This window comes from Bacillus sp. JZ105, from assembly GCF_053903125.1.
Genome location: NZ_CP096387.1, coordinates 2,200,118 through 2,222,015 on the forward strand (window position 1 = coordinate 2,200,118; position 21,898 = coordinate 2,222,015).

Annotated in this window: 23 protein-coding genes and 1 other annotated feature; of the genes, 9 read left to right on the plus strand and 14 right to left on the minus strand. The window is 42.3% G+C overall.

Annotated features, from left to right (window positions below; all coding sequences use genetic code 11):
• Nucleotides 1–116 precede the first annotated feature (116 nt).
• Both M1D81_RS11170 and M1D81_RS11175 read right to left on the minus strand, forming a co-directional pair.
• A complete protein-coding gene (locus M1D81_RS11170; protein ID WP_239500388.1) occupies nucleotides 117–521 on the minus strand; it encodes an antimicrobial peptide LCI in 405 nt (134 codons plus the stop codon).
• A 190-nt stretch (nucleotides 522–711) separates the two neighbouring features.
• A complete protein-coding gene (locus M1D81_RS11175) occupies nucleotides 712–936 on the minus strand; it encodes a YqkE family protein (RefSeq protein ID WP_456266884.1) in 225 nt (74 codons plus the stop codon).
• Between the two features lie 122 nt (nucleotides 937–1,058).
• On the opposite strand from M1D81_RS11175, the gene M1D81_RS11180 reads away from it, so the two are divergent.
• A complete protein-coding gene (locus M1D81_RS11180) occupies nucleotides 1,059–1,985 on the plus strand; it encodes an alpha/beta hydrolase (RefSeq protein WP_456266883.1) in 927 nt (308 codons plus the stop codon).
• Between the two features lie 26 nt (nucleotides 1,986–2,011).
• On the opposite strand, the gene M1D81_RS11185 is transcribed toward M1D81_RS11180, so the two are convergent.
• From M1D81_RS11185 to M1D81_RS11205, 5 genes are all read right to left on the minus strand, one after another.
• Nucleotides 2,012–3,274, minus strand: a complete 1,263-nt coding sequence (locus M1D81_RS11185) for a response regulator aspartate phosphatase (RefSeq protein WP_142945931.1) — start codon at nucleotides 3,272–3,274, stop codon at nucleotides 2,012–2,014.
• Between the two features lie 302 nt (nucleotides 3,275–3,576).
• On the minus strand, nucleotides 3,577–3,816 hold the full coding sequence (locus M1D81_RS11190) for a DUF2552 family protein (protein ID WP_087977133.1): 240 nt from the start codon (nucleotides 3,814–3,816) through the stop codon (nucleotides 3,577–3,579).
• Nucleotides 3,817–3,828: 12 nt separating this feature from the next.
• On the minus strand, nucleotides 3,829–4,155 hold the full coding sequence (locus M1D81_RS11195; protein ID WP_456266882.1) for an iron-sulfur cluster biosynthesis family protein: 327 nt from the start codon (nucleotides 4,153–4,155) through the stop codon (nucleotides 3,829–3,831).
• Nucleotides 4,156–4,234: 79 nt separating this feature from the next.
• Nucleotides 4,235–5,206, minus strand: coding sequence for a GNAT family N-acetyltransferase (locus tag M1D81_RS11200; RefSeq protein WP_456266881.1), 972 nt, complete (start codon nucleotides 5,204–5,206; stop codon nucleotides 4,235–4,237).
• Complete coding sequence (locus tag M1D81_RS11205) at nucleotides 5,203–5,682, minus strand: GNAT family N-acetyltransferase (RefSeq protein ID WP_024428048.1); 480 nt, start codon at nucleotides 5,680–5,682, stop codon at nucleotides 5,203–5,205. The genes M1D81_RS11200 and M1D81_RS11205 overlap by 4 nt, the downstream gene beginning before the upstream one ends.
• Nucleotides 5,683–5,960: 278 nt before the next feature.
• Between M1D81_RS11205 and M1D81_RS11210 the strand changes: the two genes are divergently transcribed.
• The 4 genes from M1D81_RS11210 (at nucleotide 5,961) to M1D81_RS11225 (ending at nucleotide 9,577) form a co-directional block, all read left to right on the plus strand.
• A complete protein-coding gene (locus M1D81_RS11210) occupies nucleotides 5,961–6,410 on the plus strand; it encodes a YfmQ family protein (protein WP_456266880.1) in 450 nt (149 codons plus the stop codon).
• 153 nt (nucleotides 6,411–6,563) lie between these two features.
• Entirely contained in the window at nucleotides 6,564–7,796 is a 1,233-nt protein-coding gene (locus tag M1D81_RS11215; protein ID WP_456266879.1) for a DNA polymerase IV, read from the plus strand.
• 15 nt (nucleotides 7,797–7,811) lie between these two features.
• Entirely contained in the window at nucleotides 7,812–8,156 is a 345-nt protein-coding gene (locus M1D81_RS11220; protein WP_034280328.1) for a YolD-like family protein, read from the plus strand.
• A gap of 200 nt (nucleotides 8,157–8,356) precedes the next feature.
• Nucleotides 8,357–9,577, plus strand: coding sequence for an MDR family MFS transporter (locus tag M1D81_RS11225; protein ID WP_456266878.1), 1,221 nt, complete (start codon nucleotides 8,357–8,359; stop codon nucleotides 9,575–9,577).
• Nucleotides 9,578–9,625: 48 nt separating this feature from the next.
• Here M1D81_RS11225 and coaA read toward each other — a convergent pair whose 3' ends face one another.
• Nucleotides 9,626–10,585, minus strand: coding sequence for a type I pantothenate kinase (coaA, locus tag M1D81_RS11230; protein ID WP_024428044.1), 960 nt, complete (start codon nucleotides 10,583–10,585; stop codon nucleotides 9,626–9,628).
• A 188-nt stretch (nucleotides 10,586–10,773) separates the two neighbouring features.
• On the opposite strand from coaA, the gene M1D81_RS11235 reads away from it, so the two are divergent.
• Nucleotides 10,774–12,102 carry a CoA-disulfide reductase gene (locus tag M1D81_RS11235; RefSeq protein ID WP_456266877.1) on the plus strand — a complete coding sequence of 443 codons (1,329 nt, stop codon included), beginning with the start codon at nucleotides 10,774–10,776 and terminating at the stop codon, nucleotides 12,100–12,102.
• A gap of 63 nt (nucleotides 12,103–12,165) precedes the next feature.
• On the opposite strand, the gene M1D81_RS11240 is transcribed toward M1D81_RS11235, so the two are convergent.
• On the minus strand, nucleotides 12,166–12,942 hold the full coding sequence (locus tag M1D81_RS11240; RefSeq protein WP_456266876.1) for an SDR family NAD(P)-dependent oxidoreductase: 777 nt from the start codon (nucleotides 12,940–12,942) through the stop codon (nucleotides 12,166–12,168).
• A gap of 12 nt (nucleotides 12,943–12,954) precedes the next feature.
• Nucleotides 12,955–13,905, minus strand: coding sequence for an MBL fold metallo-hydrolase (locus M1D81_RS11245; protein WP_456266875.1), 951 nt, complete (start codon nucleotides 13,903–13,905; stop codon nucleotides 12,955–12,957).
• 169 nt (nucleotides 13,906–14,074) lie between these two features.
• Nucleotides 14,075–14,286: a binding site (T-box leader), on the plus strand.
• A 42-nt stretch (nucleotides 14,287–14,328) separates the two neighbouring features.
• Between M1D81_RS11245 and proC the strand changes: the two genes are divergently transcribed.
• Nucleotides 14,329–15,156: a pyrroline-5-carboxylate reductase gene (gene proC, locus M1D81_RS11250; RefSeq protein ID WP_456266874.1), complete on the plus strand. Its 828-nt coding sequence runs from the start codon at nucleotides 14,329–14,331 to the stop codon at nucleotides 15,154–15,156.
• Between the two features lie 34 nt (nucleotides 15,157–15,190).
• Here the strand turns inward: proC and M1D81_RS11255 are convergent, their stop codons facing one another.
• Entirely contained in the window at nucleotides 15,191–15,670 is a 480-nt protein-coding gene (locus M1D81_RS11255) for a DinB family protein (protein ID WP_125587264.1), read from the minus strand.
• A gap of 107 nt (nucleotides 15,671–15,777) precedes the next feature.
• Nucleotides 15,778–17,391, minus strand: coding sequence for a M20/M25/M40 family metallo-hydrolase (locus tag M1D81_RS11260; RefSeq protein ID WP_456266873.1), 1,614 nt, complete (start codon nucleotides 17,389–17,391; stop codon nucleotides 15,778–15,780).
• A gap of 140 nt (nucleotides 17,392–17,531) precedes the next feature.
• Here M1D81_RS11260 and namA point away from each other — a divergent pair, with 140 nt between their 5' ends.
• Entirely contained in the window at nucleotides 17,532–18,548 is a 1,017-nt protein-coding gene (gene namA, locus M1D81_RS11265) for an NADPH dehydrogenase NamA (RefSeq protein WP_456266872.1), read from the plus strand.
• Between the two features lie 120 nt (nucleotides 18,549–18,668).
• A complete protein-coding gene (locus M1D81_RS11270) occupies nucleotides 18,669–19,433 on the plus strand; it encodes an alpha/beta fold hydrolase (RefSeq protein WP_456266871.1) in 765 nt (254 codons plus the stop codon).
• Between the two features lie 46 nt (nucleotides 19,434–19,479).
• On the opposite strand, the gene M1D81_RS11275 is transcribed toward M1D81_RS11270, so the two are convergent.
• Together M1D81_RS11275 and rnz are read right to left on the minus strand one after the other, a co-directional pair.
• Nucleotides 19,480–20,787 carry an aminotransferase class I/II-fold pyridoxal phosphate-dependent enzyme gene (locus tag M1D81_RS11275; protein ID WP_456266870.1) on the minus strand — a complete coding sequence of 436 codons (1,308 nt, stop codon included), beginning with the start codon at nucleotides 20,785–20,787 and terminating at the stop codon, nucleotides 19,480–19,482.
• Nucleotides 20,788–20,926: 139 nt separating this feature from the next.
• Nucleotides 20,927–21,856 carry a ribonuclease Z gene (rnz, locus tag M1D81_RS11280; RefSeq protein ID WP_456266869.1) on the minus strand — a complete coding sequence of 310 codons (930 nt, stop codon included), beginning with the start codon at nucleotides 21,854–21,856 and terminating at the stop codon, nucleotides 20,927–20,929.
• Nucleotides 21,857–21,898 lie beyond the last annotated feature (42 nt).

Below are 21,898 nucleotides of genomic sequence, written 5' to 3' on the forward strand. Positions count from 1 at the left end.
GCGCGCAGGACTGACAAAGAATGCGAGGGTTTGTCTACATTTTTTTTATTTTAGCGTATGTATGATGCTAGTGTTTCTCTATTAAAAATGAGGAGGGGCTAAAAGCCCCGTTGTCCTTATCTTGCACTTTCATAATATGCATAATTTCCAGATTTGCCTTTAAGATAAAATGTAGTACCAAAGCGACTGAAACTATTTGCAAAAGAACCATTATCTGAATACATACATAGTCGATTACTTGCGCCTTTAAAAGGGGTTACAGAACAATCTACAATTGAAGTAGCCTTTGTACTCAAATCAGCATTCGTTAATTCATTTGTAGCAAGAGCTTGTCCAGAAACAGGTAAAAGCAATCCTAAAGATAAAGCGACTCCAGCCATTGTTTTTCTCAATTTCATGTGAATCATCTCCATTCCCAAATTTTGTAATACACCTTCATTATAAGGAGAATGATCCTCTATCAAAAGAGTCTTAATGACCATATTTTCAATAAAAAGGAATTTAAATAATTCAATACTCACCTTTTTACTTCTATCTTAAACATAAGTTACGGGATTTCGTTTGACTGTAAATATCATACTGTCACAATTCTGAAATGAAGTGATGTGAAGGGGGAAGAAGTGCTTTTCTCTTTAAGCACTTCTATGTTTCTGCTGTGGATCTATCTTAAAATGATGGTATGAAAAAAAGAGAGCATCATCGCCCTCTTTTTTAGCTTTTATACTTTCTCCAGTCTAAATGGCTTTCTTCTAGCAGCTCTGAAAAGCTTTTGTTTTTTTCTTTTTCTTTCTGCTGCCGAAGGAGGTCTTGTCGCTTTTGTTCTTCTCTTTTTTCTGTCTCGACGGCAAGGTTCTGTTTCATTTGAAGAAGCTGCTGTTTGACATCATCGTTTATGCCGTCCTTTAATTTCGCTTGATCTTGATTGGTCTTTTTCATTGTGCCTCTCTCCTTTTGACTTAGTGTATCATCCGTTTTATTTTCTGAGCAAGAGGCACGACAATCTCCCAAGATGTGGTATGATCGTCATAGAAAAACCTTGGAAAGGAAGAATCGGCTAGATGAAGAAATGGATCGCTATCTTTGCCTTCATATTATGTCCACTCGCTGCAATCGGCATTTTTTTCACCAATAAAATGATGTATATTCGAAAATTAACGGATGAAGAGCTCATCAAACGAGAATCAGATGGAGGCCATTATCATCACGAGGAATTTCAACAGCTTAAAAAAGAGAAAGTGTGTATTCCTTCGGCATTTGGTTATGATCTCCATGGCTATTTTGTGCCGTATCCACATACAACACGCACAATCGTCCTTTGCCACGGTGTTACAGTCAGTTTGATTAACTCCGTTAAGTATATGAAATTATTCCAAAAGCTTGGATGGAATGTGATGCTTTATGATCATAGAAGACATGGAATGAGCGGCGGGAAAACCACGAGTTATGGATATTATGAAAAAGAAGATCTAGCAGAGATCGTTAAGTGGCTCAGACAAAAACTCGGAGAAAATGCCATCATTGGGATACACGGAGAATCAATGGGTGCAGTCACAACCTTGTTATATGCCGCAAAGCCGGAAGCAAACGCCAATTTTTACATAGCAGACTGCCCTTTTGCTTCTTTTAAGGACCAGCTTCTATATCGATTAAAAACAGATTTTCGCCTTTCAGGAGAGTGGATTCTTCCACTAAGTGATCAAGTGTTAAAGTGGCGGGACGGATACCGCATCCGGCAAGTCTCCCCTCTTGATGTGATCGATCAGGTGAAAGAACCTGTACTTTTTATTCATAGCCGCCATGACGACTATATCCCCTGTGAGCAAAGTCAGCAGTTATATACACGAAAAAAGGGTGACAAACAGTTATTTATTGCGCCACACGGTGCGCATGCAATGTCTTTTAGTGAAAATAAGGAAGCTTATGAGCAAGAAATTCAAGCATTTCTTCAAAGATTTGAATTGAATGAAAATAAAAGAGGAGAATGAACAGCAGTTCGTCCCCTCTTTTTGAGCTAACTTATGCGATAGTCACCACTGTTGTATGGTGTCTGCCCGCAAGCTCCATATGGCTCTCTTCCGATTGCTGCTGACTCATGACCGATAATCCTGCAGTTGCTGCCAATAAAAGAACTATCAAACTCGTTTTCATATAAATGACCCCCATTTTGAATTTTTGATATGGCTTGAATTTTCCTTTCGTAAAACCGGGTAGATACTTCAAACAGTCCAAGCTCATTGTAATAATGAGCCGCATCAAGTGCCAATTCCTCAATATCTGGGTATAAGCGCTTGTCCTCGAGCAGGTCTAATGTATCGTCTATGATTGTTATGTCTGCATCAACGTATAATGCTTTTAAGAACTGAAATTTGCAGATGTAAATTTCATCTTCTAATTCACAGGCCTTTATAATACCTTGTTGATAGAGGGTTAACGACTCTTCTATTTGTTTTTGTTTAAACAGGATTTGTGTCAGCATAAATAGTGGGTCTAGAGAGCGATTAAGATGGGTTAAATTCTCCTTTTCAAACACTTCAATAGAGTCTTTCAGATAACGGCTTGCTTCCGCAAGATCGTTCATTTGATAATAACAGTTACCTAAGTTGAAAAGGGCCGAACCTATGACTCGAGGGTTTCCAATTGAGCGTGCTCGCTTTAGAGCATTTTTAAAGTAGGGCAATGCATGTTCATAGCATTTCAAATCATCATAGTTTGCTCCAATGACAAATTCACAGTGGATGATTCTCAGCGTGTACGTTCTGTAGGCAGAATACGTATCTAACGCTTGCAAGGCATAGTGCATCGAAAAGTGGGTTTGTTTCATGTGGTAGTAAATTTCTGCTAATTTAAAGTAAAATTCTGCTCTTTCTATATCATCTGATATGAGATTGAGCTTTTTTTCTGCTGAGCGGTAATAAGCAATGGCACTTAAATAGTTTCTCTGTTCAAATTCAAACATTCCTGTGAAAAAATGAACATAGTATTCAAGCATATCCGTTAATTTCGTTTGTGAATGTTCAATCGTTTCTAGCAAATTCTTAATCTCTTCATCATTCGAGGCTTTCTTTGCCGGTTCAAAATATTCAAGCATCACCTTGTGGCGAAAATCCATCAGCTGGTAAAACAATAATAAGTTTTGATCCTGCTCCATCTCCAGGATTTCCTGCTCGATCTCCGCCTTCAGCTTCTCTGCTTTCATCACATGAAATCCGCAAATCTGCCTATACCATTCGTTTATTTTGATTCCAACCTGAGGCGATGACAGCTTGAGCTTCAATTCACTTTAGCACCTCCCTTCTCATATACGATACATGTTGTATTCTATCACATTTCCCCGAATGGAAGAAATATGAAATGTCATTTTTCGCAAAGTTTGCGGTATCCCGCAATAAACGCTTTAAATGCCTATTTTTCGGCATTTAAAGCTACTATTTTTTTATTTCCAGCTTGCTCATTTTGTCGAATTGTGTGTTGAAAAACGGCCTTTTTCGTTTCAAAAGATCATTTTCCAGATTAGACAGCCATGCGGTTTGATGAGATGATGTACGCACAAAAAAAACCCTTTCGAAAAAAGGGCTTTTATAATACATCAGTTACTTGATCCATATTCTCTTTGATCCAATTGACAGCTAATTCGAGCGTTGAAAATTCTTCTGTTTCAAATGTGACTTCATCTTGAAGAAGCCATACGTCCTTTTTCACCGAATCCATTCCACCTATTGACCAGTGTAAAAGACTATAGGGATGATTGTTATTTAAAAACGACACCCATGTTTTATTTTGTGCCGTATTTTGTATCACTTTTAGCTTTTGATCCACTACATTTCCACCTTACTTTACAAGTATACCCATTCTCGGGCTGAGTATTTGTTGAGGACTTTTCAACATGAGTGTGTTGGCTTTTCCGTTAAAATCAATCGTCATTTCCTCGTCAAAAAAGACCTTTTGTGATGTGTGTATGTACAACTTAAAGAGCTGATTATGCTTGAGTTCTTCCCATTCGCCTGTTCTTTCACCTGTGAGCCAAATCATTGGGACACCGCTTACCGCACAGCCGCACCCATCTGAATCATATCGAAGGAGCAGTTCTTTTGTTTTATGCCCTGCTTGTTGTTTTGTAAGGAACGCTGCTGCTGGTTCTGTTATATGAATATACATGCCGAACATCCTTTTTTCGTTGATTGTTACATTGTAACATATCAGTCATCAATTAAACATGTTCACGCCCTGTCAGCTCTTATGTCTGATCATTTGTCTTTAGGTCTGACCAATTGTACGCTTCTTGTTCAATTTCTTTAATGAGCTCATCTTTTCCTTTGATATAACTTGCCATATCTTCAGGATAGGCTTTTGCCAATTGACGCTTTTTATCTGCATAGGCTTTGGCACGATCAGGTGCAGCTTTTAAATAATCTCGGAACACCAAATGCCTTTTTACATCATCATGGCCGGCTTCATAGGCGTGAACGTGATGTGTTCGGTTCAAGCCGCCTTTTCTAAAAAAACGTCTTCCCTTAAGTCCATGTTCTCCGAGCGGTTCATATCCAAGCTGGCGAAACAGGTGGTTACACTCATCTAAGGTGCTGATATGCTTCACCTCTAGCAAGATATCAATCATTGGCTTAGCCGCCATTCCTATGACTGACGTACTGCCAATATGGTGGCCATATACCCAGTTGTCGCCAACTATCTTTTTCAGCTTGTCATGCTCATCTTGAAATTGTTTTGGCCAGCTCGATTGGTATTCAATCACTTCCACCTTTCGAAGCATCAAACGTTCCATCTTTGTTAACATCAGCTTGTTTTCCACCTGCAAACGGGCCTTCTGTTTAAATCCTAGTTTTTCATAAAGCTTGATTGCTGGTGTATTTGCCTCTGCTGTTGTGAGCTCGATTGTTTTTTGATGCTGGATAATGGATTGCAGGAGCGCTGTCCCGATTCCTTGATTGACATGATGTGGGTGTACAGCTAACCGGCTGAGGATGATCCGATCGTCATGCATTTCATATGAAGCGATCCCTAACAAATGCCCCTCTTTTTCAAATCCTATGAAAATCTCATCTGTTTCCATTATGTCTTGAATCGTTTCTTTTAAGGGCGGTAAATCTTGATAGCCAATTTGTTCTGCCTCCCGCTGATATGCAGCCAATTGGATATGTAACAGCTCTTTTGCTTGTTCTTTATTTTTTTGATCCAGTCTGATGATCATGCTTTCGCCTCCAGCTTTTTCACAAATAGCACCCGGTCTTCATGAATGCCGTCGTAATCTGAAAAAACTGAAATTCCATCCACTGTTTTATCTCCCTTTTCTATCTGAAAACCGAGCTTTGTATGGTAAGCAATCGAGACTTTATTGACAGGAGCTGTAATGGCCTTAATCGTTGTTCTTCCTTCCTTTTCAGCCGCTTCATAAAACGCTTGATAGAGAATTTTGCCAATCTTCAATTTCCGATGGTCTGGATGTACCCCAACAAAGTGAATATACGCTTCATCTGAATGCGATTGCGATAAAAAACCGACTAAAAAGCCGATCAGTTCACCTTTTTCAACAACGACAAAACTTGTTTGCTGAAAATGTTCGAAAAATAGCTTTGGCAATTTTGCGCGCAAATCTCTGCCTCCCCACCAGCTTTGAATGACGGATGTGACCGCATAAAAATCTGACGGCTTCACTTGACGTATCATGGTGGCCTCGCCCCTTTTCATTTTTAGTTGTACCGCTCTTTTTTCACAAAAAAACAACTATTTCAATAGTCTACCTGTCTGATCAATTGTTTGTAAAGATGATGGATCAGCCTTTTTCCTTTCAGCTTTGTTGGTTCTTCGTTCTTTCGCTGTCATCTCCTTTTAAATCTTCACACTTATTTCAAAAAGTTCACTTTTTGTGCGAAAGTATTATTCTTTTGTTATGTTAAGATGGTTCATATAGGAAATGGAACAAATGTTTATTGGAGATGATGATATTGGTTTGGATGGTTACTTCACTTGTTGTGTTTAGTCTTTTAAAGCTGCTTGTCACTTCGCTGCCTTCGGGTGTTGTTGAACGCCTTTTTAGTCGTTATGCGGTGCATGCAAAAGTAACAAGTGATCAAACAACGATGACGTTTCAAGGACGTCCACTCGATGATCAGCAAACATCCGAAATTATTCAACATTTTAATGATGCGATCTTTATTGAACGCTATTATATTTATCCTGGTGACGAAGAGCGTTTTCTTCATCCGCAGGAAGGGCCGGCACCGCTTACTATGCAAACAAAGCTTGGCAAGCATGATGTAACCCTTTATCTATATCATTACGTTGACCACGTGGATGTGGTGCGGCAGTTTACCCATAAGCCTAAGAAAAAACTAACGGCCTATCGTTTGCGTTCTGAGCCGCTCCAAACATCCAACAACTTGGCACATGCTTAAAATGACTTATTTTACCCAGATGAGACGAAGTGGAGACACTTCGTCTTTTTTTGTATGGCTTTACACTCTTCTCTTTGAATGATTTACCAGTATCAATTTCACCTCCTGACGGTTAAAATGTATACAGAACATACGTTCTAAGAGGTGAAAATCATGAATGAACGAGCCATTCTGCTTGTGGATATGCAGTCGTTTTATGCGTCAGTCGAAAAAGTGGAGGCTCCCCATTTGAAGGATGTGCCGCTCATCGTCTCAGGAGATCCCGAGCGGCGAAGCGGGGTCGTACTTGCAGCCTGCCCGCTCGCTAAAAAACGGGGCGTACAAAATGCATCAAGATTATGGGAAGCACAGGAGAAATGCCCTGAAGCCGTCGTCGTACGTCCACGTATGCAACGCTACCTTGATGTCTCTGTCATGATGACAGAACTGCTTGAACAATACACAGATCTTGTCGAACCCTATTCAATTGATGAACAGTTTCTCGATATTACGGGAAGTGTGACACTACTCGGTTCGCCCCGCGAGATCGCTCAAAATATACAAACGACCATTATGAACCAGACAGGCATTTACGCACGTGTTGGCATTGGTCCTAATAAAGTGCTCGCTAAAATGGCCTGTGACCATTTTGCTAAAAAAAACAAATCTGGCATCTATGAACTTCGTGCAGACCGGGTGGCGGCTGATTTATGGCCGCTTCCGATTGGAAAATTATTTGGTGTCGGCAAACGGATGGAGCACCATTTAAAACGAATGGGTATCAGTACCATCGGGACGCTTGCTGCTTATCCGTTAGACCGGCTAAAAAAACGCTGGGGAATCAACGGGGAGCTTCTGCAGCGAACAGCTTTAGGACACGATCCCTCCCCGGTCACTCTTCACACACATGATCAGCAAAAAGCGGTTGGGCATCATATGACCCTTCCCCATGATTATGCGTCCTTTGAGGACATCAAAGTCGCCCTTCTTGAATTGAGTGAAGAAGTCGCAAGACGTGCGCGCTTTAAGCATTATGTTGGGCAAACGGTGTCTGTTGGCGTAAGAGGCGCTGATTTTTCTCATCCGACTGGATTTCATAGACAAATCAAGCTCCATTCCCCCACACAGTACGGGAGAGATATTGCAGACGCAGCCATTCAGCTATGCCAGCAGCACTGGGACGGCCAGCCCATTCGCAGTGTAGGCATTACTCTCTCGCAGCTGCAGCCTGACAGCCAATATCAGCTGAGTTTATTTGATCACCATTTAAAAAAAGACCGGCTCAGCAAAGTATTTGATGCGCTCCATATGAAGTATGGGCCTGCTGCACTCTTGCACGCCTCGTCACTAACAAGCGCAGGGCAGGCGTATCACCGCGCCGAAAAAATTGGTGGACATTACAAATAACGGAGGCGAACAGCCATGAATCCCAATAAATTAACACCTGGATACAACATCATGTGGGAATCAAGCCGAATGATGCTCCCAGAGCACCGTGAACAGCTGCTTGCTCAAAAACGGAAGAAAAAAGAATACACGCCTCCTCCGCTGAGCACTGATCAGCTAGAGGAAATGAATTTTTTGATCACACAGTCGATTACAGAGGACCAAGCGATTTGCGTAACATATGCTGCAGCAGGTATGAAACAGCAGTTTTGGGGCTGGGTGAAAGCCATTCATTATGAAACCCGGCGCATAAAAATCGTCAATGATGAAGATGTTCTCCATCTGTCCTTGCAGCAAATTGTCGCGATTGATCTTGATTAAATTGTCTTTAAATGACCATACGCATCAGAAGTTTTAAAAGACATAGAAGCATCGGCAGAAAAAAACATGCGCTCCAAATTTGCGAGCTATTCGGGGCGCCTCTGTCATATGGCGGATGTCTCCTCCATCAAATTGTGTATTTAATTTGCACAATTTTTCATGTATGATTGGAACATCTTAACACTCAGGGGAGAAGCATCATGAAAAATAACTTACGTACTTTACATCCACTTAGTTGGACGATCATCATCGGCACCATATTCGGCCGAATGGCGACGTCCATGAGCATTCCTTTTTTGGCCGTTTATTTGACACAAGTCAAAGGGGCTTCAGCTTCTGCAGCTGGGTTAATCATTGCCGTCAGCTCCCTTATTGGGATCGTGGCGAGTTTTTACGGCGGCTATGTCTCTGACCGAATCGGCAGAAAAAAGGTCATGCTTCTATCCATCTTTGGCTGGACACTTGTCTTTGTCGGCTTTGCGTTTGCAGATGCCATTTGGGTCTTCTTTCTCATGAACGCTTTAAATGGACTGTGCCGGGCACTGTTTGAACCGACGTCTAAGGCACTCTTATCTGATGTCACCCCATCAAGTATTCGGTTGTTTGTTTTTAATTTACGGTATACGGCCATTAATATTGGTGTGATTTTCGGCCCGCTGCTTGGCTTATATCTCGGATCATCGAAAACAACATTTCCATTTCTTGTCGCTGCCTTTATTTATTTGTTATATGGATTAACACTGGCCTGGCAATTTCAGAAGCATCCAGTTGCTGCTCCAGAAAGTACGAAACAAATCAGCGTCAAAAAAGCCCTTTCCATTATCCAAAAAGATACGGTCTTTAGCATCATCCTCATCGGCGTTACCTTATGTTCATTCGGGTATTCGCATTTAAGCTCAACACTGCCTCAATACTTATCAGCGTCACCTATGATTGAGGATGGTCCTAAACTGTTTGGATATCTTTTATCTTTAAATGCAGTGGTTGTCATTGTCGTACAATATCCGCTCATCATGATTGCGAAGCGCTACTCCACCATTTTGTCGCTGACCACCGGGAATATTCTTCTTGCCGGCAGTTTGTTTGCCATTGCTTTTTCACAAAGTCTTGGCATGCTTGCTTTCATCATTGTCGTGTTTACGATTGGGGAGGTTCTGCTGTTTGCGATGATGGATCTTTTTGTAGACAATATTGCAAAGCCTGAAGTCAAGGGATCGTACTTTGGGGCGATGGGATTTTCTCAGCTCGGCAGCGTCATCGGACCATTTGTCGGCGGACTTTGCATTGACTATTTTGGCGCAGCCCATCCCCTCTCCATTTTTACAGTCTTGTCAGTGATCACCATCGCAGGCGTTCCCTTCTTACTCATTGGATATTACCGTCTAAAAAAGCGATCGGCAGCAGCCATAGCTGTTAAGTAAGTGGAGATCATTAGAAAAAACCGCTCTCTCGTTTGAGCGGTTTTTTCTTTATACACGGCGGATGGCGATCTCTTCCACCTTGTGCTGATCCCCTTTTTTCAAAATGAGATCAGCTCGATATTTTGTCGGTAAAATATTTTGGTATAAATTTGGGCGGTTCACGGTATTCCAAATGGTGCTTGCCATTTGATCTGCCTCTTCATCCGTCAAATCTTTATATTGATGAAAGAAGGATTCAGGGTCTTGGAAGGCTGTTTCCCTTAGCAAACGAAATCGTTCTTTATACCATGATTGAATTTGCGTTTCAGCGGCGTCTACATAAATCGAAAAATCAAAGAAATCTGATACAAACACACGCGGTTCATCCTTCAGATCATCCAGCGCTGGTGATTGGAGTACATTGATTCCTTCAATAATGACAATATCCGCATCCTCTACTGTTTCATACACCCCTTCAAGCCGGTCATAGGTCAGATGAGAATATACCGGGGCATGCACAGTTTGTTTACCTGATTTTAATTCATTTAAAAAAGACAGCAGGGCTTTGACATCATAGCTTTCCGGAAAGCCTTTCTTTTCCATCAGACCTCGATCCTTTAATTCTTTTTGAGGATATAAAAAGCCATCTGTTGTTACAAGACTTACTTTCAGCCCATCTCCAAGCCTCGATAAAAGCGTTTCAATGATACGAGCGGTTGTGCTTTTCCCGACAGCTACACTTCCAGCAATCCCAATTAAAAAGGGAATTTTGGCATGATGCGGGTAGTTTAAAAAGGCATTCACATGCTGGTTTTTTTGTTTTTCTGCAAAGACATGTAACGTCAGAAAACGAATAAGCGGTATGTAAATATCTCGAACTTCTTCAAGCGATAAATAATCATTTAACCCTTGCAGCGCTCTCGCTTCCTCTTCTGAAACAGATACCGGCATATATTCTCCAAGAGCTGCCCAGGCCTCTCTCGTATGGCGCGTGTATAGCGTATTAAAATCTAGTCGCGTGTCACTCAAAGTCTTTCCCACCAATCTTCACTAAACTCGTAACCCAAAAAGACGATAATCCGATTGTAGCTTAAAATGAAGGCGCTGTCTTTATTTTTCAACGAAAGTTTGCTTCTTTCACGAAAAAAAGCATTAAAAAAAGGAAAATGAGGGTAAATAAGAGTATTCAGTACGATAGATAGAAGGGAGCACACTAAATGAAATATGTGATGATTGGCGGAGATGCAGCTGGAATGAGCTGCGCTATGCAAATATATAGAGAGGATCCAAATGCATACATTGTTGCTTTTGAAAAAGGAGAGATTTTCTCATATGGACAGTGCGGACTCCCCTACTTGATCGGCGGTCTCATTGATGATCACAGAAAGCTGATCGCACGCAGTGCTGAAACCTTTCGTGGGAAATATGGAATTGACGCCAGATGCTTACACGAAGTGACCTCCATTGACCCAGAGCAAAAAACAGTGTCGGGTCATCATACGAAAACAAAAGAACCCTTTACAGAAAGCTACGACCGCCTCTTAATTGCGACAGGAGCAATCCCTGTCACACTGGATTTAGACAGCCAGCCATTAGAAGGCGTACACGTATTAAAAACCATCCCGCATGCGCTGTCCATTTTAGACCATTTAGAAAAGGACATCACACATGTCACGATCATTGGCGGTGGATATATCGGCCTTGAAATGGCTGAAAATTTAAAAGGGCTTGGAAAAAACGTACATATCATTCAGCGGGGAGCAGCACTCGGCCCGGGCTTTGACTCCGATATGGCAAAATACCTTAAAGAAGAGGCTGACGCCAAGGGCATTCACGTATCGCTTGGAGAAACGGTACAGCAATTAGAAGGCAAGTCACATGTCACAGCTGTTATCACAGACAAACAGACCATTCAAACAGATATGGTCATCATGGCCATCGGCGTCACTCCGCAAACCTCCTTTTTACATAATACCGGCATCAAGCGTCTTCAAAATGGCGCTATTGCAGTAAATCAATACATGCAAACCAATATAAAAGACATTTATGCTGCCGGTGATTGCGCGGCGACCTATCACCGCATCAAAAAATCACTGGATTATATTCCGCTTGGCACAACTGCGAATAAACAAGGGAGAATCGCAGGCTTTCATATGACAGGGACAAACCGGGCGTTTCAAGGCGTGACTGGAACAGCCGTCATGAAATTTATGGACGTGACAGCGGGACGAACAGGCTTATCAGAAAAAGAAGCAAAAGAGGCAGACATTCCTTTCTCCGTCATCACCATTGATAGTACAGATCACGCGAAATATTACCCAAAAGCGCAGAAAATGAAAGTGAAACTGATTTACAGAAGCGATGACCATACCTTGCTTGGTGCCCAAATCATCGGCAGAAACGGTGTGGATAAACGGATCGATATCGTGGCGGCTGCCCTTTACCAAGAGCTGACCATCACAGATCTTGAAGATTTAGATATTAGCTATGCACCGCCGTTTAACAGTGTATGGGACCCGCTTCAGCAAGCAGCAAGACGGATATAGAAAGTGTCACAATGAAACCTTACCTCAAAAAAAGAAACCAGTTCAAAACCGGTTTCTTTTTTGTTACTTTTTCATCATCGCTTTTCGTGCTGCTTTTTCAAATAAAAATGGGAATAACTGATACAATTTGCTGCCAGCGTTCATCCAGCCGGGCAGATTAATCTCTCTCTTTTTCGTCATCATGGCAGATACGACCTTCCCTGCCACCTTGTCCGCACTCAGTATCATAAAATCAACGTTCTTCACATATTCACCGCTGCGGTCAGCGATGGTAAAAAAGTCTGTGGCAATCGGTCCTGGGTTGACCGTCGTCACGTGAATGCCTGAGTCTGCCAGCTCCATTCTGAGGCTGTTTGAAAATCCAAGAACGGCATGCTTTGATGCGGAATAAATCGCTGATTTGGGTGTCGCAATCTTTCCTGCCTGGGATGCGATATTGATAATATGTCCCTGCCCTCTTTGCTTCATCTCAGGGATGACCTTTTTCGTGCAGGCGATTAAGCCAAGCACATTCACCTCAAACATCGACACCATTTCCTCTATGGAGGCATCTTCGACGAGATCGAATACGCCAAAGCCGGCATTGTTGACCAAAATATCGACCGGTCCCACTTCTTCATACGCGCGATCAATGTCCTCAAGCTGGCTGACATCAAGCTGAGCGATGTGACACACACCGCCAGCACTCATAATTTTTTCTTTCACACCAGTAAGCTTTTCCACTCGTCTTGCTGAAATAATGACCTCTGCTCCTTCTTCTGCTGCCAAGTACGCCATTTTTTCACCAATGCCTCCAGATGCGCCTGTAATCCAAATTCTTTTTCCTGTCAATCGCCCCATGCGTTTCACTCCTTAGTTTGCCCTATAATAGACGATTCCGTCTTTTTGCACTTCTTCTATTTGCCCAGCCGCTAAGAGCACATCCAGCTGTCCGACTGTCTCTGACATCGTTAAAAACAAGGCCTCTTCATACATTACTGGAAATAGCTTGCGGCAAAGATGAAAGGCCGTCATTTCTTTTTGTTTAAGCAGCTGATATATCGTATTTGCCCGTTTCTCTTGTTTCTTAAATCTTTCTCCAATCAATTCCTGGTGGGACGTGATGAGCTGACCATGTCCTGGATAAATCGTCTTGATTGGCAGACGCAATAACCGATTGAGTGATGCTTTATATTGAAGCAGTGATTTTTGACGTTCCTCGCCCTCATACGGTGCTTCCATTAACGGATTTGAAGAAATGGTCGTCAAAAGCAGGTCGCCGCCAATAAAATTCCCCGTTGTTTCATCTAAAAAGGAAAGATGAGACTGTGCGTGTCCGGGTGTTTCCATCACAAAGAAGTGTTCATGCCCGCTTAAACGATCACCTTCTTTTATGATCTCATCTACATGTGAAGTACAAGAATATGTATAAGATTGCTTCACCATTTTTTCACACTCATTTTGCCGAAGCGGGACACCTAACTGCTGAAAAAAAGGAACCATAAAGTCCACTTGGCGCTGCTTAAACACTGGATCCTGACTAATATACGGTTCATTCAGCTGGTGTCCGATCACACGGACATGAGGTTTCATCAGATTTAAAAGACCGACATGATCTGCATGATGATGGGTCAGCACCACCTGATCAATATCGTCTATCGATAAACGATGTTCCTTTAATTGCGTGACAAAAGCATGCTCTGCCTCTTCTGTCATCGGCCCGCAATCTACTAAGGTTACGGCCTCTCCTTTTAATACATATGCATGCACATCCCCAACGGCAAACGGCGTCGGGATGGATAATTGAATGATGTCTTCTTTCACTTTTATACGTCATCTCCTGCTTTTTGACTCATGATTGTGGGTACTTAAGCCTTCTTACTTCATTGTATCTTGCAAAAGGCAGACTGTCATGCGGTTTAGACGGGCAATTTTTTTAACTGCCCCTATTGACATAAACTTGTCCATCGTTGCATAATGAACAACAAATATATGATGCGCGATGACAAGGATTAGTAAGCAAAATAATGATGCAAGAGAGTGAGGTCCGCCGGCTGAAAGACTTCACCATCCTCTTATTTGCTGAACCTGCCCTTTGAGCTGTTAGGCAAACCTAAACGTTTCCCGCGTTAAGGGACTAGAGCTGAGTATGCATGTTTGCATGCTAATTGAGGGTGGTACCGCGAAAAACCTTTCGTCCTTTTCAGGCGAGAGGTTTTTTTATTTTCTACAAGGAGGAGGCAGCTTATGAGTAAAATTGGATTTATCGGTGCAGGCTCAATGGCAGAGTCTATGATCAAAGGTTTATTAAAAAGCGGCATGATGTCGAATGAAGATATCATTGTCACAAACAAAACGAATGAAAAACGATTAGAGGAATTACAGGCGCGTTATGGGGTCAAAACGGATTTCGCCCGGTCCTTTATTTATAAAGAAGCGGATATTCTCGTTTTTGCCTTAAAACCGAAGGATGCAGAAAGCGGAATTTCTGAAGTCCGCCCTCATTTACATGGACAACTGATCATTTCTATTTTAGCGGGTATTTCTATTGAAACGATTCAACACTATGCTGGCGGAAAGAGTGCAGTCGTTCGTGCGATGCCAAATACATCAGCGGCGATTCAGCAGTCAGCAACAGGTATTGCCGTAAGTCATGAAGTGACAGAGGAGCAAAAGAAAAAGGCCGTCGAGCTGTTTGAAACAATCGGGCATGTCACAGTATTAGATGAATCGCAGCTAAATGCTGTGACAGCCATCGCAGGCAGCGGCCCTGCCTTAATTTATCATTTGATTGAAGGAATGGAGCGAGGTGCTTCGGAACTTGGAATGGACCAAGCAACTGCGAAATTACTCATTTGCCAAATGATTGCGGGCGCCGCTAATATGCTTCAAGACAGCGGAAAAGAGCCGGCCGAACTGCGCAAAGAAATCACAAGTGAAGGCGGAACAACAGAAGCCGGCCTGAACACACTGGCTGCCTATCAATTTGAAGAGGCCGTTGTCGATTGTGTCAAAACAGCCACTAAACGCGCAGCAGAATTAAACGAAATGTTTTCAGCAAGTACGTATAAATGAAATTGAAAAGCACCTGTTTTAATACAGGTGCTTTTCACTGCCTCATTGACATGATGGCTTTGATTTGATCCAGATGATGTTGTTCATGTAAAGCGATGGTTTCAGCTAATACTTGGACGGTCATCACTCCTTCTTCCGGATGCAGACCTGATTGTTCCCATATATCTTTTTCTAATAGCCGAAGCGTGTTGTTTCTTCTCTCTTTCATCCGTTTGATCAATGCTTTGATCTCCTCTGCGTTATACCATTCATACGCTCTTTCTTGCACATACATTTCAGGATCATATGATTGAAAGGGCTTGTGATGATCTGATATCGCCTGCTCTATCCGCTCTGACCAGACTTCTTCTGTGTCATACAAATGCCCGGTGAGCTGCTTAATTGACCATTTATCCTCCCCTAAAGATCGATCCAGTGTATAATCATCACAAGCCTCCACTAGCTTCTCTAGTTCACTCATACTTTCCTGAAGCGATGTGATGATGTCTGTTTTTGTTAATTTCCCAGTTTCCATTTAATTTTCTTACCCCCCTTCAAATAAATGTAAGTCTTCTTTAATATCATTTTCTATTTATTAAATAGAAGCCCTATCATCAAGATAGAGCTCTTCATTACACCTACTTATTTTTTCTCTAATAAAGCATGAATCGTTGATTCTAGCAATTCTGGCAAAATGCCAAAAGAGAACGGGACGTGCAGCCGCTCTGTCCATTTGTGCGGGTCCTTTCCTAGTGGACCTACGTTGATGACTGGAACATAAAGGGCTTCCTTTTCTCCTTGCGGTAAAGAATAGCCTTTTTGGTAAAGCGGCATATTGGTTGTATAATGACCTACTTCCTGCTTTTCGAGCTGTAAGTAGCTTAAATCAGACAATCCTGGGAAATATTTCACTTCCTCTACTTCAAGCCCATACACCTCTTTTGCCTCTTTTTGAATCTTCTTGAATGTCTTCTGAATATGAGGATCTTCTGTTGAGGACACCGAAGGGTAAAATGGCGGACTATAAAATAGCACAATGAGCGGTCCTTCTTCCTTACATAACGCCGTCAGCTCCGAGACAATTTTCGTTGAAAAATCACGATCTCCAAGTTCACCTCGGTTGGCGAATGCATAATTGACAATGCGCTCGACTTCCTGTTCACCAGAGCGTTCTGCGGCTTTTTGATACAGCTCGTGATACGTAAGAACCGTCACCTGAGTGTCAATTGGAGTAAAGTGTTTAAAGCGCTGAAAGTCCGCTGTTTTTTGCTGAAGATTGGCCTCGATTTGGTCTGCTGCTTGTTTCGCAGTTTCATAGAGAAGGCCGTGCAGTTCTTCACTTGAACGTTTCATCATGAGCACATTAAATAAAGATACGGCTGTGTGAGGTGTTTGAACGGAATAGGCTTCTTTCAAGTCCTTTTGCATTAAGTTCGTTGGAGGCGGTGTTACTTCACCATCTACTTCCTCACAATAATCACTATTGAGCTCTAACAGCCTGTTTAGTTCAGATACCATATAATTCGCATTTAAGCCTGAGAAAGGCTCTCCCACATGTGTTTCAATCCCTTTACAGAAAAATCCGGCTAATACCTTTCCTATACTGCCTGTATACATATAATGATGTTCATCCCCTGGATACTTTTCAAACATCGGCTCACTGTTTAAACACGCGGTATAGTCAAGATCATGTTTTTCTCTAAGCTCTTTTAGTTTCGGCACAGCCTCAAGCATTCCTTGTGAATTCACTTCTTCATCAGGAACTGTGACGAGCAGGACATTTCCATCAAATGTTTCTGTCATCGCTCTTTCCAGCATAGAAAGCTGCACGGTGAGACCTGCTTTCATATCCATGGCCCCTCTACCAAACAACCAGTCGCCTGAAGCAAGGTCCTCTCTTGCCCTCTTTGGAAGAAGCGCACTTTTTTGTGAAAAGGAAGCCATTAACTCTTCAGGCTTGCATGCCATGTTTTGAAATTCGCCGTAATCTTCTGTATCGACTACATCAAAGTGACTAAGAAGCAGCACGGTACGCCGCAGCGTACTGCGCTTCACAAGTGCCGTTAAATAATACCGGCCATCTTTCATCGGATGCAAAGCCAAATGATCAGGATTCTCTTCAAAATAAGGCCGCTCTCTCAGCAAATAATATAAATATTCTGCTAACGCGACTTCTCCTGTTGTTCCTGATATGCTTTCATACTGCATAAGAGCTGTCAGGAGCTCCCTTAGTTCACTCTCTGTTTGCCATTTCATCCGTTCTCCCCCTTTGATGTCTCTATCTCTCCATTATACAAAAACGTTTATAAAAGCTATATTCTTTGAGCACCTTTTATGACGAAAGTTTGAATGGCTGTTATAATCGGCTATACAATTCCATGAGGAGGCGAAGGTACTTGGAAACAAAACTCTTTTCACCTTGGACATTAAAAGGTGTTACACTGAAAAACCGCATCGTGATGTCCCCGATGTGTATGTATTCATCCTATGACCGTGATGGGAAATTACAGCCTTTCCACTTCACACATTATATTTCCCGTGCACAAGGTCAGGCTGGTCTCATCATGGTGGAAGCAAGCGCTGTATCTCCTGAGGGAAGAATTAGTGATCAAGACCTCGGTATTTGGAGCGATGAGCACATTGAAGGATTCGCTTCATTAAACGAACAAATCAAAGCATACGGAACGAAGACAGCCATCCAGCTAGCCCATGCAGGACGTAAAGCTGAACTTGATGGAGACATTCTTGCACCATCCAGCATCCCATTTGATGAAACATCTAAAACCCCTGTCGAGATGTCTGTTGATCAAATCAAAGATACCGTTCAGGCGTTTCAGGATGCAGCTGTACGGGCAAAAAAAGCGGGCTTTGACATCATTGAAATTCATGGTGCACATGGCTATTTGATCAATGAATTTCTTTCACCGCTGGCGAACCACCGAACAGACGACTATGGCGGTTCACCAGAGAACCGTTATCGCTTCTTAAGAGAAGTGGTAGACGCAGTCAACGCTGTATGGGACGGACCTTTATTTGTCCGTGTATCGGCTTCTGATTACACAACAAAAGGACTTGATATTGCAGACTATATTGGGATTGCCACTTGGCTCAAAGAGCAAGGTGTCGACTTAATTGATGTCAGCTCAGGTGCTGTCGTACAGGCGAAAATCAATACATTCCCCGGCTATCAAGTAACATTCGCAGAGAAAATAAAAGAAGGTGCCGGCATTCAAACAGCTGCTGTCGGTCTCATCACATCTGGTGTACAGGCAGAGGAGATTTTACAAAATCAGCGTGCGGATTTGATCTTTATTGGCAGAGAATTTTTACGGAATCCATACTTCCCAAAAACAGCTGCTCAAGAGCTCCGTACATCCATCGAAAGCCCGCGTCAATATGATCTCGCTTGGTAAAAGCTCTTAGGAAAAAAGGTGTCTATTTTTCGAAATAGGCATCTTTTTTGTTTTTAAGAGAAACAAATCTGCCTTTTGTGCCGTCTTTTAGCTAAAGAACCACTTAGAGGAGATGGAAGAATGAATTCGGCAATGATTGAAAAAATGTATCATATAGATGGACACCACTTTTATACAAAACATCGTCAAGGCAAAAGGCAAGCCACGATTATCTTTGAAGCAGGCTACGGCATTTCTAGTGATACGTGGTTGAATATGGCACGTGATATTGACCCAGAGCTTGGGGTTTTCTTATACGACCGTTTAGGAAATGGAAAGAGCAGTGAGAGCGGTGAAGGAAGAACTTTGCATGACCTCGCTGATGATTTAGATGCACTGCTGAAAGAAGCCAATATTCAGCCGCCATTTCTTATTGTTGCTCACTCATTTGGCTCACTTGTCAGCCGGCTATGGGCAAGCCGCAGAGGAGATGATGTCATTGGCATGGTGCTGTTAGACCCAGCAAGTGAGGAGCAAGAGCAGGTGATCCTGCCGCTTTTATCAAAGGAAGAACACACTTCATATATGGCGCAGTTTACAGCAGAATGTACGCATGAGGACTTTCAGCAAATGCTAAGCACAATCAAAGAGGAGCAAACCCATTATGGAATGATGCCGCTTCTTGTCATTTCATCAGGTAAGAGCCGATTGTTTCACCCAGCTCATGAAGCTTGGCTCAGACTTCATAAACGCTTACTGTCTTTGTCATCCCAAAGCGGATGGATTCAGGCGCAAAACAGCTCGCACTATATTCATCATGATGAACCGCATATTGTGCAGCTTGCTATCTATGATGTATGGTGCGCAGCCAAACAACCTGTCTCCTATTATCAAACTGCTAATTAAAATAAAAAACTCCTTGACCCATTATGAGTCAAGGAGTTTCTTTTATTTATGCCGTTGGTGCAGATTGACTTTTTTCTGAAAGCAGCTTTTCAATGCTGACAAGCTGAACACATACTGTAAAGATATCAATCGCTTGCTCTAGTTCTTCAAGAGCCGGGAATGTTGGTGCAATGCGAATGTTACGATCAAGCGGATCTTTTCCATATGGGTATGTTGCACCTGCACCTGTCATGGTGACACCTGCTTCTTTTGCTTTTTGCACAACAGCTTTTGCACAATGATCAATTGTATTTAAACTAATGAAATATCCGCCATTTGGTTTGTGCCATTCAGCGATGCCCTTCCCGCCAAGTTTTTCGTCAAGAATGGAAAGAACGAGATCAAATTTTGGCTTAATGATCGCCGCATGCTTTTTCATATGTTCCTTCAAACCTTCTGGATTTTGGAAGAAACGAAGATGTCTTAGTTGATTAATTTTGTCTGGTCCGATCGTTTGAATCGATAATTGCTTTTGAGTGAAGCTTACATTGTCAGGGCTAGACGCCATCAGTGCAACACCTGAGCCTGGGAATGTAATTTTAGACGTAGACGCAAACATAAACACACGGTTCGGGTATCCTGCCTCTTCAATTGCTTGAAAAATATCTTTTAACGTATCAGGTGTATCCGTTAGATGGTGGACTGCATATGCATCATCCCAAAAGATGCGGAAGTCGTCTGCTTTTGTTTTCATTGAAGCTAGGCGGTCAACGACTTCATCTGAATACGTAATGCCGTCTGGATTGCTATATTTCGGTACACACCAAATGCCTTTAATCGCTTCATCTTCTGCGACCAATTTTTCTACCTGATCCATATCAGGTCCATCAGCCTTCATATCGACCGTGATCATCTCTATGTTAAATAGCTCACAAATGGCAAAATGACGGTCATACCCTGGGCTTGGTGCAAGGAATTTGACCTTTGGCAGCTCTCCCCAAGGTGTTTTGCTGTCACATACGCCGTGAGTCATCGCACGTGCAATGGTATCATGCATCATATTCAGGCTTGAATTACCGCCGATGATGATTTGTTCTGGTTTTAAATTGAGTACATCTGCAAAAAATTTCTTCGTTTCAGGAAGGCCTGTCAAGCCGCCATAGTTTCGCACATCTGTGCCATCTTCAGCTGTCATTGCATCCTTTGATGTCACAACATCAAGCATGCCCATAGACAAATCGAGCTGTTTTGGTGAAGGCTTCCCTCTAGACATGTCTAAGTGCAAGTTTTTACTTTTGTAAGTTTCATACTCATTTTGTAGTGCCACATATAGGTCATTCAATTCTGCTTCACTTAATGCTGTAAAACCGCTCATCTTTGATTGTGCCTCCCGTATTCTTCATAGTTTAATTCGTCATTTGTTTTTTCTTCACCATTTTACCACTACCTGAAAAAGAGCGTCATCATAAATATCAAAAAAATCACACAACTTTTTTTGACGATTCATCCAATTTTTACAGGCTGCGTTCAATGGGGAAAGAAGAGAAATCATGTGCAGCTTCTGTCAGCGGGAATATATCGCGGGCTTCTTTCAACAGTTGTTTCAGTGCCTCTTCTCCTTGGTAACGTGCACTTATATGGGTCAAAATGAGCCTTTTTGCGCCTGCTTCCTGTGCTGTTTTCGCTGCTTGTTCTGTTGTACTGTGATAATAATTGTAGGCTAAATCTGCATCTTCTTTACCAAATGTTGCTTCATGGACTAACACATCCGCATTTTTGGCAAGCCTTGTTATATTCTCGCACAAACGGGTATCTCCTGAAAATGCAACGATTCTCCCTTTTTTAGGGGGTTCCAAATAATCGGTTCCATCAATGGTTCTTCCATCTTCGAGTGTCACGGTTTCCCCATTTTTCAACTTCTGATACAAAGGTCCAGGTTTTACACCGATTTCTTTTAGGTCTTCCGCTTTTAATGAACCAGGCATATCTTTTTCCACAACCCGATAGCCGTAAGCTGGAATCCCGTGAGAGACTCTTCTTGCTTCTACTTGAAAGGTATCATCTTCAAACACGATCCCTTCATCTATTTCTATGATATGCAGCGGATATGTCAAATGCGTTTGCGAGGCTGAAAGTGCTGCGTTCACAAAGGCTTTGATGCCCTTTGGTCCATAGATCGTCAATTCATCCTCCCCGCCTTGAAAGGATCTGCTGCCAAGGAGTCCGGGAAGTCCATATACATGATCACCATGCATATGTGTGATAAATATTTTCTCGATCTTTCTCGGTTTAATCGTTGTATGTAAGATTTGGTGCTGCGTCGCTTCTCCGCAATCAAAAAGCCACACTGCATTTCTTTCTTCTAAAAGCTTTAGTGCTGTGCAAGTGACGTTTCTTGTTTTTGCAGGAATGCCTGCACCTGTTCCTAAAAAGAGCAGTTCCATTACTTTTCCTCCTAAAGCCGGTATACAATATCTTCATTCATA